Raw genomic sequence first — 17,654 nt, 5'->3', positions numbered from 1 at the left:
CAAGTGCCGAGAAAATCGACAATTAAACTGAGGTCGTCATCTCTTTATTCTAATTCGCATTTTGTTGAAAGCTAATCATATTTTTGTATAAAACAATTTTCGTGAAACATCGGCAAAAATTTTATAAAAAGGTATGATAATTTAAATTTTGTTTATATAGATATAACTTAGGGAATAATCATGACCACAGATGCAGCTTTTTCAACACCAGCAAATTTAGGGATTGCCGTATATAGCAATAATGCAGAAGCGATTGGTAACACGCCATTGGTACGCATTAACCGTTTAATTTCTGGCGATGCAACGGTTTTAGCCAAAGTGGAAAGCCGTAACCCTGCATTTTCTGTGAAATGCCGTATTGGTGCTGCTTTAATTGCCGATGCTGAAAAACGTGGCGTGTTAAAAGCAGGTATGCATATTGTAGAACCGACCAGTGGTAATACAGGAATCGCTTTGGCATTTGTAGCTGCAGCAAAAGGTTATGAGATTACACTAACGATGCCTGCAAGCATGAGTATTGAGCGCCGTAAGGTGTTGAAAGCGTTGGGTGCAAATTTGGTGCTGACTGAGCCTGCAAAAGGTATGAAAGGCGCGGTGGATGAAGCAGAGCGTTTGGCAACCGAACATCCTGAAACTTATTATTTGCCGCAGCAGTTTAATAACCCTGCCAATCCGCAAATTCATGAAGAAACCACAGGCCCAGAAATTTGGGCAGCAACAGGCGGCAAGGTCGATATTCTTGTTGCAGGTGTAGGTACAGGCGGTACGATTTCTGGTATTTCGCGTTATTTCAAAAAGGTAAAAGGTCAGGCATTGCATACTGTTGCAGTCGAGCCTGCTGAATCTCCAATTATCGCTCAGGCCAAGCGTGGTGAAGCCATTACGCCTGCACCACATAAAATTCAGGGGATTGGCGCTAACTTTATTCCAAAAAACCTAGATTTAGATTTGGTGGATGAAGTGATTGCGATTGAAAGTGCTGAAGCAATTGACTGGGCGCGTAAAACAGCAACCCAAGAAGGTATTTTAGTCGGTATTTCAAGTGGTGCAGCAATGGCTGCTGCTGCAAAATTGGCGGCACGTCCTGAAAATGCAGATAAAAATATTGTGGTGATTTTACCTGACAGTGGTGAGCGTTATTTATCTTCAGTATTATTTGAAGATATTAGTGCAGAATGATGTGTCTTTAGACAGTCAAAAGAATTTGAAAAATCCCAAAGTTTGAACTTTGGGATTTTTTATTTAGAGAATAAATTTATGAGGTGAGTTAATACGTTCTGAAAAGCAAATTTCTTTCTACTTAGACGCTAATATTTAGCGGGATCAGCAATGAATCCAACGAAGCTAACTATGTAAAAATCAAACAATCGCAGATACTTTATCTGGCGTCATCAGTGCTTGATTAATATATAGCTTGATTAAGCGTTCACGTGACCCAATAGCTTTTTGATAATGGGTAGAATTGAGTAATAACGACGCACCATAAGTTACTGTCCAAATATAAGACAGATAATCACGGATCGACATCGCGCTGTTAAAGGACTCTAAATAGGCTTGGGTGATGTCCTTAATTTCTAAAATACGCTGCTCACGAATATCGTATAACTGTTCAAACAATTCATTTAGTTTACGTTCATTATTGGTTAAGCGTTCTTCAATCGAGTGCAGCAAAATCGTACGGTTGGAATTAAGCATGTTATACAGCATGTACTGCGAAACATAAGTTTGAAAGTTATGGTGATACTGTTTGGAAATATCCAATAAACGCTGTTCATTTAAAATAATTAACTCTAAATAGAGCTGATTTTTACTTTTGAAATATTTATAAATTGTGCCTTTGGCAATATCTAACTCTGCAGCCAACTCACTTAATGTAATATCATTATGATTTTCCAGTAATAAAACCTCAGCCATTGCCAAAATTTTCTCTTTACGACGTCGGAAATTTTCTTGGCGTAGAGTCGTCATCAATCAATATTCCAATTACAACCAATTAAGCATGTTGGAGTCTAGTGCAGTTTGAGCAACTTGAAAATAGCACCAAGGTCTTGAAAAGGTAAGTTTTAACGTATGTTCATCAGTGAACCAATGAATTTAAAAAATATCATGTGAAAAATAGCACAATCCATAAGCCAAATCGGTTGTCAATAAAACTGAACCAAACAGGTCATTTTAGTGAAATAAAATTGGATTTCTAAAACTTTTATTCTATTTTTCATAAGCAAGGCCTAAAAGTCTAAGATCAATCAAGCATAGCAATTCAGCACTTTGCGAGATTGCAATGCTCATCTTTTGATTTACATTTAACGTGAATTACTTGCTAACTCACAGGGATGTTATTTGTAATTTTAAAAAGCATGGCTTTTACGGTAATCACTTTAAAAAGACGGTAATAAGGGACTAAAAATGATTGTAATTGTAGATGCTGTACGTACCGCAATGGGCGGCTTTCAAGGTTCACTGGCAAGTTGTACAGCACCCGATTTAGGCGCGGTTGCAATTCAACACGCAGTTGCACGTGCAGGTTTAAGTGGGACTGACATTGATGAAGTAATTTTTGGTTGTGTATTGCCTGCAGGTTTGAAGCAAGGCCCTGCACGTCAGGCGATGCGTCAAGCGGGTTTACCCGATAGTACAGGTGCAACCACCATCAATAAAATTTGTGGCTCTGGCATGAAAGCTGTTATGCAGGCAGCCGATGCTATTCAGGCAGGTTCAGCGCAGATTGTGGTCGCTGGCGGTATGGAATCTATGTCGAATGCGCCGTATTTGCTAGATAAAGCACGTGCAGGTTTCCGTATGGGACACGGCAAAGTCACAGACCACATGTTTCAGGAAGGTTTAGAAGATGCTGAAACAGGCTTGTCGATGGGCGTGCTGGCGCAAGACATGGCAGACAAGAAAAACTATACCCGTGAGCAGCAGGATGAATACGCAATTCGCTCTTTAAACCGCGCGGTAGAAGCCATTCAAAACGGTTATTTTAAAAATGAAATCGTGCCTGTCACTGTTCATTCACGTAAAGGTGATGTGATTGTCGATCAGGATGAACAACCGTTAAATGCCAAAGTCGATAAAATTAGCAGTTTGCGTCCCGCATTTAAAAAAGATGGCACGATTACAGCCGCCAATGCCAGCTCTATTTCAGATGGCGCATCTGCTCTGGTGATTACATCAGATGTGGTTGCGGCAGAGCGTGGCTTAAAACCGCTTGCAAAAGTTGTGGCATACGCGACACATTCACAACATCCTTCTGAGTTTACTCTTGCTCCTGTAGGGGCGATTCAAAAAGTGCTAGATAAAGCAGGGTGGTCGGTTGCCGATGTAGATTTGTGGGAAATTAATGAAGCCTTTGCCATGGTAACCATGCTTGCGATAGATGCTTTTGATTTAGACCCTGCCAAAGTGAATATTCAGGGTGGTGCATGTGCTTTGGGGCATCCTCTAGGTTCTTCAGGTTCACGTATTATTGTGACGCTCATTCATGCATTGCAACGTATAGGCGCGAAAAAAGGCGTGGCATCTTTATGTATTGGCGGTGGTGAAGCCACAGCGATTGCGGTGGAGTTAGTTTAAGTCCAGCTCGTCTAACTGCAGATTCATCTATAAAAAATAGAGTTCTCGAAAGAACTCTATTTTTTTAACTTTTAACTTATTAACAATAACAATGAAGTTTTATGCTTGGATAAACTGCTTCACTGCTTGGTTAAATTCATTTGGCAATTCTACGTTAGAAATGTGCGATGCATTGATTTCAAACAATTGGCTATTGGCAATACGTTCAACCATAAATTGACCATCGACAACTGTTGTCACAGGGTCTTGCTGACCTGCAACCACTAAAACAGGCACAGTGATGTCTTTAAGTTGTTCACGTACATCCGCTTTAGCCAAAGCTTCGCAACAGCTCGCATAACCTTCGGCGCTGCCAGCTGCCAAGTCGTTTTGAAGATTGTTGACCACTGTCGCGTTGCTTTGGATAAAGGGTTCAGTAAACCAGCGTGATGCTGCAGTCGAAGCAATCGGTTGTAAACCTTGTTCACGTACCAATGCGGCACGGTCATTCCAAGCCTGTTCTTGACCAATTTTTGCCGCAGTATTACACACCACCACCTGATTAAAACGTTCAGGGCGATGAATCGCTAACCATTGACCTGTTAAACCGCCCATAGAAATACCACAGAATGCCGCTTTTTCAACATTTAAGTGATCGAGTAGATTTACAACATCTTGACCCAATTGATCAATGCTATATGGACCTTGCGGAGCTGATGATGCACCGTGACCACGTGTGTCGTAGCAAATTACAAAAAAGTCTTGCTGGAAAAAATCAATCTGTGCTTGCCACATTTTGAAGTTTGTACCCAGCGAGTTTGAAAAAATCAGTGCAGGTTTTGTAGCATCACCAAAAGTTTGGTAATTGATTTGCGCATCATTTGAGGTAAAAGTTGGCATTTTTTTTTAAATCCTTAATCTTATAAATCCCCCTAAATCCCCCTTTATGAAAGGGGGACTTTTAATGAGGATTAAACACGTTCAATGATCAAAGCAATACCTTGACCAACACCAATACACATTGAACATAAACCGTATTTACCGCCAGTTTGTTCAAGTTGGTTCAGTGCTGTAGTGACTAAACGCGCACCAGATGCACCAAGTGGGTGACCTAAAGCAATTGCACCACCGTTTGGATTGACTTTCTCTGAACCATCTTCAATGCCTAAGTCACGAGTACATGCTAATGCTTGTGCAGCAAAGGCTTCGTTCAGTTCAATCACGTCCATTTGTTCAATGGTCAAACCTGTTTGTGCCAACAATTTTTTGATTGCAGGCGCAGGACCAAAGCCCATAATACGTGGTTCAACACCAACAACAGTTGAAGCAATGATTTTGGCACGTGGTTTTAAGCCGTGTTGTGCAACCGCTTCTTCAGAAGCAATCAGTAGGGCAGCCGCACCATCGTTAATACCTGACGCGTTACCTGCAGTCACAGTACCGTCTGCTTTTACCACTGGCTTTAATTTTGCCAATGCTTCTGCTGTGGTTGATGCACGTGGATGTTCGTCTGCAGCAACAACGACAGGCTCGCCTTTACGTTGTGGAATTTCCACTGCAATAATTTCTTTGTCAAAGAAACCGCGTGCTTGTGCAGCAGCAGTACGTTGTTGGCTGGTTAGAGCAAACAAGTCTTGATCGGCACGGTTAATATTGAACTGTTCCGCTACATTTTCAGCAGTTTGCGGCATAGTTTCTACGCCGTACATTTCTTTGAGTTTCGGGTTAATGAAACGCCAGCCCATTGTGGTGTCTTCAATTTTTTGACTACGACCATAAGCAGATTCTGATTTACCCATCACAAATGGAGCGCGGCTCATTGATTCAACACCACCTGCAATAATCAGGTTTGCTTCACCTGCTTTAATTGCACGTGCGGCCATTGCAATTGCGTCTAGCGATGAACCACATAAACGGTTTACAGTGGTTGCTGGCACTTGGTACGGTAAACCTGCTAAAAGTGCAGACATACGACCCACGTTACGGTTGTCTTCACCTGCTTGGTTGGCACAGCCGTAAATCACGTCATCAACTTGTTCCCAGTTTACAGATGGATTGCGTTGCATAAGTGCTTTGATCGGTAATGCGCCTAAGTCATCAGCACGGACTGGAGCTAAACCACCTGCATAACGACCAAATGGGGTACGGATGGCATCGACGATATATGCGTTTTTCATATTTTATTTTCCAAATATCTTAATCTCTCCCAACCTCCCTTTAAAAAAGGGAGGAGATTCCCACCTAAAATTACTTGATGGAAGTCCCCCTTTGAAAAAGGGGGATTTAGGGGGATTAAAAATTATATTTAAAGACGATTAAGCCTGAGTCGCATCAATCAGCTTTGCACCAGTCAATGACTGTAATTCTTCAAAGCTCAAGCCTTCAACTTTTTCAAGAACTTTCATGCCTTCAGGAGTTACGTCAATCACACATAAGTCAGTGTAAATGCGGTCTACACATTTCAAGCCAGTTGCTGGGTAAGTCAATTCAGCCACGATTTTTGGTTCACCTTTTTTGGTGACGTGATCGGTTGTGATAAAGACTTTTTTCGCACCAACGGCTAAGTCCATTGCGCCACCAACAGCAGGAATCGCATCTGGCGCACCTGTGTGCCAGTTTGCCAAGTCGCCATTTTCAGCCACTTGGAATGCACCCAATACTGCGATGTCTAAGTGACCGCCACGCATCATGGCAAAAGAGTCACCATGATGGAAGAATGAGCCGCCTGTTAGCATGGTCACGAATTCTTTACCTGCGTTGATTAACTCAGGGTCTTCTTCACCTGCAGGAGGTGGTGGACCGAAAGCCAATAAACCGTTTTCAGAGTGTAAGAATACGTCTTTGTCTGAAGGCAGGTAGTTTGAAATTTTAGTTGGTAAGCCAATGCCGAGGTTGACATAAGCACCGTCTGGAATGTCTTGTGCCACACGTTCAGCGATTTGATCACGTGTTAATTTGGTATAGCTCATGATGTTCTCCTTCACGTGACAGTTATGCAGATTGTTCAGGTTGTTTTGCGCCAACGGCAACAACGTGCTGAACGAAAATACCCGGAGTGATGATGTGTTCAGGATCTAACGCGCCTAACTCAACCACTTCAGAAACCTGTGCAATTGTCACATCGGCAGCCATCGCCATGATTGGGCCAAAGTTACGTGCAGATTTACGGTACACCAAGTTACCCCAACGGTCGCCTTGCTGTGCTTTAATTAAAGCAAAGTCTGCGCGGATTGGGTTTTCTAGTACGTAGTCTTTACCTTCATAATTTAAGGTTGGTTTGCCTTCTGCAAGTAAAGTACCAAAACCTGTAGGGGTATAGATTGGACCTAGACCCATACCTGCAGCCTGAATACGGCATGCCAAGTTACCTTGCGGCACCAGTTCAAGCTCGATTTTGCCTGCGCGGTAAAGTTCATCAAATACCCAAGAGTCAGACTGACGTGGGAATGAACAGATAATTTTACGTACCGCGCCAGCTTTTAGCAGTTTCGCTAAACCGTAGTCACCATTACCTGCGTTGTTGTTTACAATAATTAAATCTTTGATGCCAAGTTCAATCAAACCATCAATGAGTTCCGCTGGCTGACCTGCGGTACCAAAACCACCAATCATGATGGTTGAACCATCTTTAATTTGCGAAAGGACTTCTGTTAAAGAAGTTTGACTTTTATCAATCATAATGTGTCCTAGACAATTGCCTGTCCATTAACTTTTGGAACTTTGAGTTGAAGGTAGGGGTGCTGCTGAGTTGTCGCGTTTGGTTAATACCCAATGTGCGATCAAACCAATACAGATGCCCCAAAATACAGAACTTAGCCCTAAAAACTGCATGCCAGAGGCAGTTGCTAAAAAGGTGATGAGGGCTGCATCACGCTGTGATTCTTTACTCATTGCAACTGAAATATTGGTGGCAATTGCACCCAAAAGTGCAAGTCCAGCCAAAGCTGCAATCAGTTCTTTGGGCAATAGGCTAAATAGCATGACGATGCTACCCGCAAATAACCCACCTAAAATATAGAAAATACCGTTTGCAACACCTGCAATATATCGCTTTTCTTTCAGTTCGTGCGCATCTTTACCTAAGCATAATGCTGCAGTAATAGAGGCAAGTACAATGGTAATTCCTCCCACACACGCAACGGCAAGAGAAGCGATACTGGTCGCACTAATAATAGGCTTAGCAGGCATGTCATAACCGCTAATTTTAATAATTGCCATACCCGGTAAAAACTGCCCAGACAAGCTGACTAAAATTAAAGGTAATGCCAAGTTTAAGGTTGAATTCCACGTCCATTCAGGTGCAATAAACTGTGGAATTGCCAAACTAAAATTGGTGGTGACAGGGTTAATTTTACCGAGCATTAAGCTGAGTATAATGCCTGCAGCAAGCACCCAAATCATGGCATAACGTGGACTAAAACGCTTTGCCAATAAAAATACCGCTAGCATCCCAAATACAATGTATGGCAGGGTATCGGTTGCAGTAAATAAGCCTAAGCCAAATTGAACCAAAATACCTGCCATCATGCCTGCTGCGACTTCTTGCGGAATCCAAGACAGGAGTTTGTCAAAATAACCTGTGATTCCAATCAAAAAAATCACCACAGCAGAGGTGATGTAGGCTGCAACTGCTTCATTCAGGGTAATATCGGGAAACAGTGTGACCAGCAATGCGGTACCGGGTGCAGACCAAGCGGTGACCACAGGCACTTTGTATTTAATGGACAAAAAGATACCTGCGACAGCAGCACCAATAGAAATTCCCCAAATCCATGAAATCATCATGTCTGGGGAAACTTGGGCTTGCTGTGCCGCTTGGAAAAAGATGATCAATGGCCCTGAATAGGAGATCAGCACTGCTAAGAATCCTGCAACAGTGGCTGAAATTGACCAGTCATTTTTTAAAGTTTGGAACAGGTGACTCATTGACGATTTGCCTCCTTGCGTCAAGCAATGATCCTGTTGAAGTTGGTCATGATCTTGGCTTAGCCCTGATCACCACCACCTACAGGTACAACGGTACCTGTCATGTACGATGACTCATCAGAAGCAAGGAACAGAATCGCATTCACTTGTTCCTGAATGGTGCCATAGCGACCCAAGAAGGTACGATCAATGGTTTGATCGACCACTTGTTGCATCCACTCTTTTTCAGATTCTGAAAGTGGGTTGGCATTACGTGGCACTTTACGTGGTGGCGCTTCTGTACCGCCAGTTGCAATAGCATTCACACGAATACCATCTTTGGCATGTTCAAAGGCGAGGGAAGCGGTTAAACCGTTTACACCACCTTTAGACGCCGAATATGGCACGCGGTTAATACCACGTGTTGCAATTGAAGATACGTTTACAATGGTACCTTTCTGGTTTTTCACCATTTCAGGCAATACTGCGCGGCAGCACCACATAGTAGGGAACAATGAACGATTCACTTCTTTGATAATTTCTTCTTCAGAAAATTCTTCAAAAGGTTTCATCCAAATTGCACCGCCTACGTTGTTGATGAGCACATCAACACGACCATAGGTTTCAAGTGCTTTAGCAACCACAGATTCTGCACCTGCAAAAGTTTCAAGGTTGGCTTTTACGGTTACTGCATCGCCACCGTGTTCTTCAATTTCGGCCAACACTTCTTCTACATAGGGAGAAAGGTCTGCCATAACCACTTGGGCACCTTCACTCGCCACTTGTAAAGCCACACCGCGACCAATGCCTTGAGCGGCACCAGTCACGATTACAACTTTGTTTTCAAATCTTTTTGTGCGATTCATTTTATTCTCCGACTGCGTTTATTGAATGTCTAACAAACTTAGTTGGCAGAGAATTTTTCAAATAAGAAGCTAGCAGGTTTAACGCCTTCAGCATCTAACCAACCGCGTACCGCTTCTACCATTGGTACTGGACCACATAGGTAGATGTCTACATCACCACCGTTGAGCCATTCGTTTTCGATATGGCCAGTCACGTAACCTTTACGCTCGTGTGCAGATTCTGGATTTGCCACTACAGTGCGGTACTCGAACCAAGAGAATTTTTCTTGTAGTTCGTTTAATTTTTCAATTGCAACCAAGTCAAAGTCATTGGTCACACCAAAAACTAAACGTACAGGGTGCTCAGAACCTTTTTCTTCAAGTACTTGCAGCATAGACATAAATGGTGCGATACCTGTACCACCTGCTAACATCACTACAGGGCGTGCTACATTACGTAAGTAGAAGCTACCAAATGGACCCGTAAAGGTCATTTTGTCGCCCGCTTTGGCATTTTGGCTTAAGAATTCGCTCATTTTGCCGTTTGGTACGTTACGTACAACAAAGCTCGTTAAGCGGTTGCCTGGTTTAGAGCTGAAAGAATATGAACGGGTTTCTGTTGTACCAGGAATACCCACATTCACGTATTGACCTGCAAGGAAGTGAATGTCTGGTTGACCTTCATCTAACTGAATGTCAAAAGTAATGGTCGAGTCAGATAAGTTTTCTACACGAGCCAAAGTACCTTCAAATGCATGAATTTCAGTTTTACATACATCAGAAGTTGCTTGAATTTGGAATACTGCGTCAGAAGTTGGTTTACATTGGCATGCAAGAATGTAGCCTTGTTCAGCTTCTTCTGGTGTCAATGCATCTTCAATATAAGTTTCTTCAGGCATGTCATACGAACCTGATTCACAAAACGCACGGCACGTTCCACATGCACCGTCACGGCAGTCCAAAGGAATATTGATCTTTTGACGGTAAGCTGCGTCTGACAGTGTTTCACCATCTGTAACAGAAATAAAACGTGTAACGCCATCTTCAAATTGAAGTGCAACATTGTGGTTTGACATGGCTGAATATCCTATATAAATCTTTGAAACTAGACCTTTCAGCCAAGATTCCATCTGGCTGAAAGGTTTTTACCTTGCTGTAAATGAATACAGTCTTAGAGGTGGTAGATATCGATTACTTGGTTGATGTAATCGTTTTTCAGCACCACGTACTTGCTTAAAATTTGCGGTTTGTCGCCAGAAAAATCAATTTCATAGCGCGACATACCAAAGTAGCTGTAGTTAGTTTTGTAACGGAAACTTAAAGTGTTCCAGTTAAAACGTACAGTGACTTTATCGCCATCACGTTCAACAATTTCAATGTTGCTGATGTTGTGGCTTGTGCGTGTATCTGGCATGGTTGCAGATGAACGCTCAGTTTTGATACGGAACACACGGTCTTCTAAACCTTGACGGTCTGGATAGTAAATCAAAGAGATTTCAGACTGTGGATCTTGAGTTAAACGGTCATCGTCATCCCAAGCTGGCATCCAGAAAGAAGCAGTAGGAGCGTAGCACTGTAACCACTCATCCCATTGCTCATCATCTAAGAAGCGAGCTTCTTGATAAAGGAATTGAGCAATATTTTCTAAAGTAATCGCGCTCATGCGTTTTCTCCTTCAGTAGATGCAGCAATTTCTTTTTCAGTCGCAATACCTTTTTTGATTAGATCTAACCAATGTTGGTGCTGTGAAAGATATAAACCTTCGTCTTCAGTTTTAATACCTGAAAGTTTTGGTTTTAAACCGATTTCGTTTGCAGCATCGTCTGGACCTTGGATCCAATGCTTAGAACCACGGCACATATCGTTCCACTCAAGTGCGATACCTGCGTAGCCAACTTGACATGCACGGAATTCTTCAAGATCGTCTGGTGTAGCCATACCTGATGCGTTAAAGAAGTCTTCGTACTGACGAATACGGCGTGCGCGTGCTTCTGGCTCTTCACCTACAGGTGCGATACAGTAAATCGTCACTTCAGTCTTATCGACAGAAAGAGGACGTAACACACGAATTTGTGAACCGAACTGATCCATGAAGTACACGTTTGGATAGATACACAAGTTACGTGAACGCTCGATCATCCATTTCGCCATTGCTTCACCGAATTGCTCGGTGTATTCATCTTTCTTGGCAAAGTTAGGACGGTCTTCTGGGTTAGCCCATTGAGTCCAAAGGAGCATGTGACCATTTTTAAAGCCGTAAGAACCACCGCCTTGTTTGCCCCATGAACCTGCGCTCATTGCACGGATGTTATCGCCAGCTTCTTTTTCTTTACGTTGCTGAGTTGTTGCAGCGTAGTTCCAGTGTACTGCAGACACGTGGTAACCATCGGCACCGTTTTCAGCAGTTAACTTCCAGTTACCTTCATAGGTGTAAGTCGAAGAACCACGTAAAACTTCAAGACCTTGTTGAGATTGACCCACAATCATGTCAATGATTTTAGTCGCTTCGCCTAGGTATTCTTCTAAAGAAGGAACATCTGGGTTTAAGCTACCAAACAAGAAACCTTTATAGCTTTCAAAGCGGGCAACTTTTTTCAAGTCGTGTGAACCGTCTTTGTTAAAGCAATCTGAATAACCTGCATCTGCTGGGTCTTTAACTTTTAACAACTTACCAGAGTTGTTGAAAGTCCAACCGTGGAATGGGCAAGTATAAGTTGCTTTGTTACCACGCTTGTAACGACATAATTGTGCACCACGGTGTGAACACGAGTTGATCATGGCATTCAATTCGCCATTGCGGTTACGCGCAATGATGATTGGCTGACGACCAATGTAAGTGGTGTAGTAGTCATTGTTGTTTGGAATTTGGCTTTCATGTGCCAAATAAACCCAGTTGCCTTCAAAAATGTATTTCATTTCTAGGTCAAACAGGGCTTGGTCTGTGAATACTGAACGGTGTAATTTAAATTCACCAGATTCAAAATCATCAACCAATAATTCGTCAATACGGTCTAAGTGGCTAGTATTGATAACAGGAATACGAGGCATGTCCTTTCTCCGACTTTCCAAGGAGGGCAGTCATCGGGATGGGGCAACGACCACATCCCGATTCCATTTCAAATTATGCGCTTGCGCGGCGACGTTCAACTTCAGTAGAAGGAACGCCAGCTTGATCTTTCTGAAGAACAATGTTGAACTGGATGTGTTTGAAAGGACCTTTCAGACCACGTTTTGCAATTTCAGCTTCATCAGTCACGTCAACCGCAGTTGCCACCAGACCTTCACGAGTCGCGAATGCAAAGTCATCCCACAGGTATTGGTCGCCTTCAATATTGAATTGAGTAGTCAGCTTGCGGTAACCCGGTGCAGATACGAAGTAATGTACGTGCGATGGACGGTTACCGTGACGGCCTAGCTTGTCCAGTACAAACTGAGTTGTACCTTCTGGAGGGCAGCCATAACCCACTGGCATTGTCGTCAATGCAGTATATTGACCATCGGCAGCGGTAATGATGCTGCGACGCAGGTTAAAGTCAGACTGTGACTTGTCAAAGAATGAGTAGTTGCCCAGGCTGTTGGCATGCCAGATTTCAACTTTAGCACCTTCAACACGGTTGCCGTCAGTATCAGTCACTGTACCTTCAATGATCAGCGTCGGGATTTTGCCTTCTTCAGAACCATCGTCCATACGCGCAAAGCTTACTGTTTCAGGTGCGCCAGAGACATAAAGTGGACCTTCAATCGTACGTGGCGTACCGCCAGTAATGCCTGCTTTAGCATCCGCTTCATCAGCACGTAAGTCTAGGTAGTGTTCCAGACCCAAACCTGCAGCCAATAAACCTAATTCGTTCGCTTGACCGGCATCAGTAAAGTATTCCAGACCTTTCCACAGTTCTGACTGAGAAATATCAAGATCTTCGATCGCTTGGAAAAGGTCACCCAATAAACGCACAACAACTTGTTGTACACGTTCATCTACAGGGCCTGTCGCTGTATCAACGTTCATTTGCTTAACTAATGCATCAATTTCTTGGCGATTCATTTTCATTCTCCTTGGAGGTGTGCTTTGGTGGCGAATATCTCTGGACTAAAAACGAGATAATTGGCTGCCACTTTCCTTGTTTACTTGGTTTGCTAAATGTTTACTTTGGTGCTGGAGTAAGGTGCTTACTCCAGTTTCCGAATTAAATCAGGTGTCATCTTCACGAATTGATGAAGGGTGGCGGTTCAATGCCATCACTTCAATATTCATGTAAGGGTAGAGCGGAAGACCTTGCAGAATGTTGTGCAGTTCTTCATTGCTCTCAACATCAAAAATACTGATGTTTGAATACTGGCCAGTAATACGCCAAATATGACGCCATTTACCTTGACGCTGTAATTCCTGCGAATATGCTTTTTCAACGGCTTTAATTTCGTTAGCAGTTTCTGCTGGCATATCCAATGGAATGTTTACATCCATACGTACGTGGAAAAGCATGGGTTTCTCCTAATTACTGACGACGCAAGTTGTCAATTTTGTCTTCATCCAACTCAATACCTAAACCTGCACCTGTTGGAAGGTGTAATTCAAAGTCTTGGTACTGAAGTGGAGTTTTTAAAATTTCTTCGGTCAGCAATAACGGACCAAATAATTCTGTGCCATAAGCTAAATTCTGGAAGGTCGAGAACACATGCGCAGATGCAATCGTGCCGACAGGGCCTTCAAGCATTGTGCCGCCATATAGGTCGATGCCTGCCAACTGTGCAATTGTTGCAACTTCACAACCTTCGATTAGACCCGCAGATTGGGCAACTTTAACTGCAAATACAGATGCAGCATTACGTTTTGCCAATTGATAAGCGCTTTGTGGGCCCATCAATGATTCATCTGCCATGATGGCAATATCAAATTTACGTGTTAAACGCTCCATGGCATCAATGTTGTCAATTGCACATGGTTGTTCAATTAAATCGACACCACCATCTTGTAAAAGCTGGATGCCTTTAATTGCTTCAAGTTCTGACCAAGCACGGTTTACGTCTACACGAATAGAAACGTCTTTACCCAATGCTTGTTTGATTGCCAATACGTGTTCTACATCTTGCTCTACTGGGCGTGAACCGATTTTGAGCTTGAATGTGTTGTGGCGTTTAGCCGCAATCATTTTTTGTGCTTCAGCGATGTCTTTTTCTGTATCGCCAGATGCAAGTACCCATAACACAGGAACCGAGTTGCGTAGGCGACCACCTAAAATTTCACTTAAAGGTTGGTTTAAGCGCTGCGCTTGAATATCTAATAAAGCAGTTTGAATGGCACATTTCGCGAAACGGTTGCCATTGATATTCTTTTTAATGACCTGTAAAGTTTGCGCAACATTCAAGCCAGCTAAAGTTTTTAGCAATGATGCGAAATATGTTTCGATATTGGTTTTTACGCTTTCTGGGCTTTCTTCACCATAGCCCAAGCCGCCAATCGTGGTTGCTTCGCCCCAGCCAACAAAACCATCTTCAGTGGTGATTTTGACTAATACAAGGGTTTGGGTTTGCATGGTTGCAACCGCCATCTTGTGTGGACGGATGGTTGGTATTTCCACCAGCAAAGTTTCTACTGACTTATACATGGTTTGCCCTTCATATCATTGCTTTATTACAGTTATGTGATATACCTTAAAAGAATAAATTGCATTGGTCGAAGATCAAATATGCATTTTTTTATACTTAAAAGGTATTTTGAGCTATGGAACTCAGACATTTACGTTATTTTGTTGCTGTTGTAGAAGAGCAAAGTTTCACCAAGGCAGCAGAAAAACTCTTTATTGCTCAACCACCTTTGAGCAGACAGATCCAAAATTTAGAACAAGAGCTTGGAATTCAACTATTTGAGCGTGGAAGTAGACCGCTTAAGACCACCGAAGCAGGCCAATTCTTTTACCAACATGCCGTTAAACTTTTGTCTAATGCGGAAGAAATCAAGTCGATGACAAAACGTGTCGGTATTGCTGGTCGTACTGTGACTATTGGCTTCGTTGGTTCTTTATTGTTCGGATTATTGTCAAGAATTGTGTATTTGTTTAAGCAGCAGCATCCGCATTTAAAAATAGAAATGGTGGAAATGACCACCAATGACCAAATTCAGGCACTTAAAGAAGGGCGCATAGATGTTGGATTTGGACGCTTAAGAATTTCTGATCCTGCAGTTAAACGTATCTTATTACGTGAAGAACGCTTGATGGTTGCAGTACATTCGAGCCACCCATTTGCGGCACAAAAAGAAGGTGTATATTTGGCGGATGTTGTTGATCAACAAGTATTTTTATATCCAAATCACAACAAGCCAAACTTCTCTACCCAAATTCGTGGCGTGTTTTCTGAGTATGGTTTAGAACCTCGCAAAATTCGTGAAGTGCGTGAATTACAATTGGCGTTGGGTTTTGTTGCTGCAGGTGAGGGCTTGTGTATCGTGCCAGAAAGCGCACAAAGTATTCATTTGGCACATTTGCACTTTATACCTTTATTAGATGACTCGGCTGTAAGTCCTGTGTTTATGGCAATTCGTAATATGGATGAAAGTGAAGACATTCGATCTTTGTTTGACTGCATTTATCAAGTTTATGATTTGGAAGCATTTACTTATGATCGCAATGTATTCTAGTAAAGCCATATAAAACAAATATTTATAACTATATTTTTTATATAAAAGCACAGATATTTTTAACAAAATACTGTTATGTGAATTGCCTGAAAAAACTTTTTTAAGCATCACATTACAGTATTTTTTTCGCCTTGTTATTTTTATCTATTTTAAAATCAATATCTTACAAATTATAGACTTTTTAGGTATGTATCCATGCCTATTCAGTTTTGGACAAATTTTAACTTATTATTCATTGTGTGCATCTGAGTTGGAGTAACGGACTTCACAATTAGGAGGTGAAGCAAGATGCAAAGCAATAAAATTAATATTAATACCTTGATTGACGAGGCCAAGTTCACGCCATTCCATTGGGGCGTATTGTTTTGGTGTTTGATGATCATTATTTTTGACGGTTACGATTTGGTCATTTATGGGGTTGCATTACCATTACTTATGCAAGAGTGGGCGCTCAGTGCGGTACAAGCAGGTTTACTGGCCAGTACGGCATTGTTTGGCATGATGTTTGGTGCCATGACCTTCGGTACGTTATCGGACAAGTTGGGTCGTAAAAAAACCATTATGATCTGTGTGGCTATTTTTAGTGGCTTTACCTTCTTTGGCGCATTTGCGACTAACCCTGTTGAATTTGGTATTTTACGTTTCCTTGCAGGCTTAGGTATTGGCGGTGTAATGCCAAACGTAGTGGCATTAATGACTGAATATGCGCCAAAGCGTATTCGTAGTACTTTAGTTGCACTTATGTTCAGTGGTTATGCGATTGGTGGTATGACATCAGCATTGTTGGGTGCATGGTTAGTGCCAGAGTTTGGTTGGAAAATCATGTTTTACATCGCAATTATTCCATTGGTGGCTTTACCATTAATTTGGAAATTCTTGCCTGAGTCACTCATGTATTTGACCAACAAGAAAGAAATTGAGCAAACCCGTAGTATTGTGCAAAAAATTTCACCAAGCCAACAATTAAATGGTGACACTGAGTTTGTACTGAATGAAGTGACTAAAGGCGATGAAGCACCTGTAAAAGCATTGTTCCAGCAAGGCCGTATGTTCAGTACGTTCATGTTCTGGATCGCATTCTTCATGTGCTTGTTAATGGTTTATGCTTTGGGCAGCTGGTTACCAAAATTAATGATCCAAGCGGGTTATTCATTGGGTGCAAGTATGATCTTCTTATTCGCACTGAATATTGGTGGCATGATTGGCGCAATTGGTGGTGGTGCATTGGCTGACCGCTTCCATATCAAAAAAGTACTCACCATTATGTTTATCTGTGGTGCAGCAGCATTAATTCTGCTTGGCTTTAACAGTCCACAAATTGTGTTGTACACCTTAATTGCAGTTGCTGGGGCAGCAACCATTGGTTCACAAATCTTACTTTATACTTTCGTCGCACAATATTACCCATCTACTGTACGTTCTACAGGTATGGGCTGGGCGTCAGGTATTGGTCGCATCGGTGCAATCGTTGGGCCAGTACTCACAGGTGCACTATTAACCATGAATTTACCGCACCAAATGAACTTCTTTGCTATTGCGATTCCAGGTGTAATTGCTGCCTTAGCAATCTTCATGGTGAATTTAAAAACGTCTGTAGAAGCTAAAGCCGCTGCGGAGCCTGCTGTAGAAAGCAATCCAGTCGCACAAAAAGCAACCCAATAATTTCTTTACCTTTCCATTAATCTACAGTCATCAATGATATAGATCGCCATCGT

Annotated in this window: 17 protein-coding genes; 4 read left to right on the top strand and 13 right to left on the bottom strand. The window is 42.3% G+C overall.

Annotated elements, in window-relative coordinates:
• The first annotated feature begins 180 nt into the window (after positions 1-180).
• A complete protein-coding gene (gene cysK, locus FTT78_RS05420) occupies positions 181-1,179 on the top strand; it encodes a cysteine synthase A (protein WP_179988979.1) in 999 nt (332 codons plus the stop codon).
• Positions 1,180-1,359: 180 nt separating this feature from the next.
• Here the strand turns inward: cysK and FTT78_RS05415 are convergent, their stop codons facing one another.
• Positions 1,360-1,968, bottom strand: a complete 609-nt coding sequence (locus FTT78_RS05415; protein WP_004973506.1) for a TetR/AcrR family transcriptional regulator — start codon at positions 1,966-1,968, stop codon at positions 1,360-1,362.
• A 438-nt stretch (positions 1,969-2,406) separates the two neighbouring features.
• Here FTT78_RS05415 and FTT78_RS05410 point away from each other — a divergent pair, with 438 nt between their 5' ends.
• Positions 2,407-3,576: a thiolase family protein gene (locus tag FTT78_RS05410; protein WP_096901606.1), complete on the top strand. Its 1,170-nt coding sequence runs from the start codon at positions 2,407-2,409 to the stop codon at positions 3,574-3,576.
• Positions 3,577-3,675: 99 nt separating this feature from the next.
• On the opposite strand, the gene pcaD is transcribed toward FTT78_RS05410, so the two are convergent.
• The 12 genes from pcaD to FTT78_RS05350 all read right to left on the bottom strand — a co-directional run bounded on the left by pcaD (position 3,676) and on the right by FTT78_RS05350 (position 14,908).
• Positions 3,676-4,455 carry a 3-oxoadipate enol-lactonase gene (gene pcaD, locus FTT78_RS05405; protein WP_096901607.1) on the bottom strand — a complete coding sequence of 260 codons (780 nt, stop codon included), beginning with the start codon at positions 4,453-4,455 and terminating at the stop codon, positions 3,676-3,678.
• A 71-nt stretch (positions 4,456-4,526) separates the two neighbouring features.
• Positions 4,527-5,732 (bottom strand): 3-oxoadipyl-CoA thiolase, encoded by a 1,206-nt coding sequence (gene pcaF / locus FTT78_RS05400; protein ID WP_070155120.1) that lies wholly within the window; start codon positions 5,730-5,732, stop codon positions 4,527-4,529.
• A 138-nt stretch (positions 5,733-5,870) separates the two neighbouring features.
• Positions 5,871-6,524 carry a 3-oxoacid CoA-transferase subunit B gene (locus tag FTT78_RS05395; RefSeq protein ID WP_104851987.1) on the bottom strand — a complete coding sequence of 218 codons (654 nt, stop codon included), beginning with the start codon at positions 6,522-6,524 and terminating at the stop codon, positions 5,871-5,873.
• Positions 6,525-6,546: 22 nt separating this feature from the next.
• Positions 6,547-7,233 (bottom strand): 3-oxoacid CoA-transferase subunit A, encoded by a 687-nt coding sequence (locus tag FTT78_RS05390; RefSeq protein ID WP_104851986.1) that lies wholly within the window; start codon positions 7,231-7,233, stop codon positions 6,547-6,549.
• A 27-nt stretch (positions 7,234-7,260) separates the two neighbouring features.
• Positions 7,261-8,481 (bottom strand): benzoate/H(+) symporter BenE, encoded by a 1,221-nt coding sequence (benE, locus tag FTT78_RS05385; RefSeq protein ID WP_004973520.1) that lies wholly within the window; start codon positions 8,479-8,481, stop codon positions 7,261-7,263.
• A gap of 59 nt (positions 8,482-8,540) precedes the next feature.
• On the bottom strand, positions 8,541-9,326 hold the full coding sequence (benD, locus tag FTT78_RS05380; protein ID WP_004973522.1) for a benzoate diol dehydrogenase BenD: 786 nt from the start codon (positions 9,324-9,326) through the stop codon (positions 8,541-8,543).
• A 38-nt stretch (positions 9,327-9,364) separates the two neighbouring features.
• Complete coding sequence (benC, locus tag FTT78_RS05375; protein WP_180043676.1) at positions 9,365-10,381, bottom strand: benzoate 1,2-dioxygenase electron transfer component BenC; 1,017 nt, start codon at positions 10,379-10,381, stop codon at positions 9,365-9,367.
• Between the two features lie 95 nt (positions 10,382-10,476).
• Positions 10,477-10,968, bottom strand: coding sequence for a benzoate 1,2-dioxygenase small subunit (gene benB, locus FTT78_RS05370; RefSeq protein WP_096901612.1), 492 nt, complete (start codon positions 10,966-10,968; stop codon positions 10,477-10,479).
• Positions 10,965-12,353: a benzoate 1,2-dioxygenase large subunit gene (benA, locus tag FTT78_RS05365; RefSeq protein ID WP_180009198.1), complete on the bottom strand. Its 1,389-nt coding sequence runs from the start codon at positions 12,351-12,353 to the stop codon at positions 10,965-10,967. Before benA ends, benB begins: the two co-directional genes overlap by 4 nt.
• A gap of 73 nt (positions 12,354-12,426) precedes the next feature.
• Positions 12,427-13,347, bottom strand: coding sequence for a catechol 1,2-dioxygenase (gene catA / locus FTT78_RS05360; protein ID WP_004973528.1), 921 nt, complete (start codon positions 13,345-13,347; stop codon positions 12,427-12,429).
• Positions 13,348-13,494: 147 nt separating this feature from the next.
• Positions 13,495-13,785 (bottom strand): muconolactone Delta-isomerase, encoded by a 291-nt coding sequence (gene catC / locus FTT78_RS05355; protein ID WP_096901615.1) that lies wholly within the window; start codon positions 13,783-13,785, stop codon positions 13,495-13,497.
• A gap of 13 nt (positions 13,786-13,798) precedes the next feature.
• Positions 13,799-14,908: a muconate/chloromuconate family cycloisomerase gene (locus tag FTT78_RS05350; protein WP_004973532.1), complete on the bottom strand. Its 1,110-nt coding sequence runs from the start codon at positions 14,906-14,908 to the stop codon at positions 13,799-13,801.
• A 116-nt stretch (positions 14,909-15,024) separates the two neighbouring features.
• Here FTT78_RS05350 and FTT78_RS05345 point away from each other — a divergent pair, with 116 nt between their 5' ends.
• Together FTT78_RS05345 and FTT78_RS05340 are read left to right on the top strand one after the other, a co-directional pair.
• Positions 15,025-15,939 carry a LysR family transcriptional regulator gene (locus tag FTT78_RS05345; protein WP_179988978.1) on the top strand — a complete coding sequence of 305 codons (915 nt, stop codon included), beginning with the start codon at positions 15,025-15,027 and terminating at the stop codon, positions 15,937-15,939.
• Positions 15,940-16,227: 288 nt separating this feature from the next.
• Positions 16,228-17,601: an MFS transporter gene (locus tag FTT78_RS05340; RefSeq protein WP_163145796.1), complete on the top strand. Its 1,374-nt coding sequence runs from the start codon at positions 16,228-16,230 to the stop codon at positions 17,599-17,601.
• Positions 17,602-17,654 lie beyond the last annotated feature (53 nt).

The organism is Acinetobacter sp. YH01011 (genome assembly GCF_013420785.1).
Classification (GTDB): domain Bacteria; phylum Pseudomonadota; class Gammaproteobacteria; order Pseudomonadales; family Moraxellaceae; genus Acinetobacter; species Acinetobacter towneri.
The sequence above is the reverse complement of the archived record's forward strand: the minus strand, read 5'-3'. Positions and strand labels throughout refer to the sequence as shown.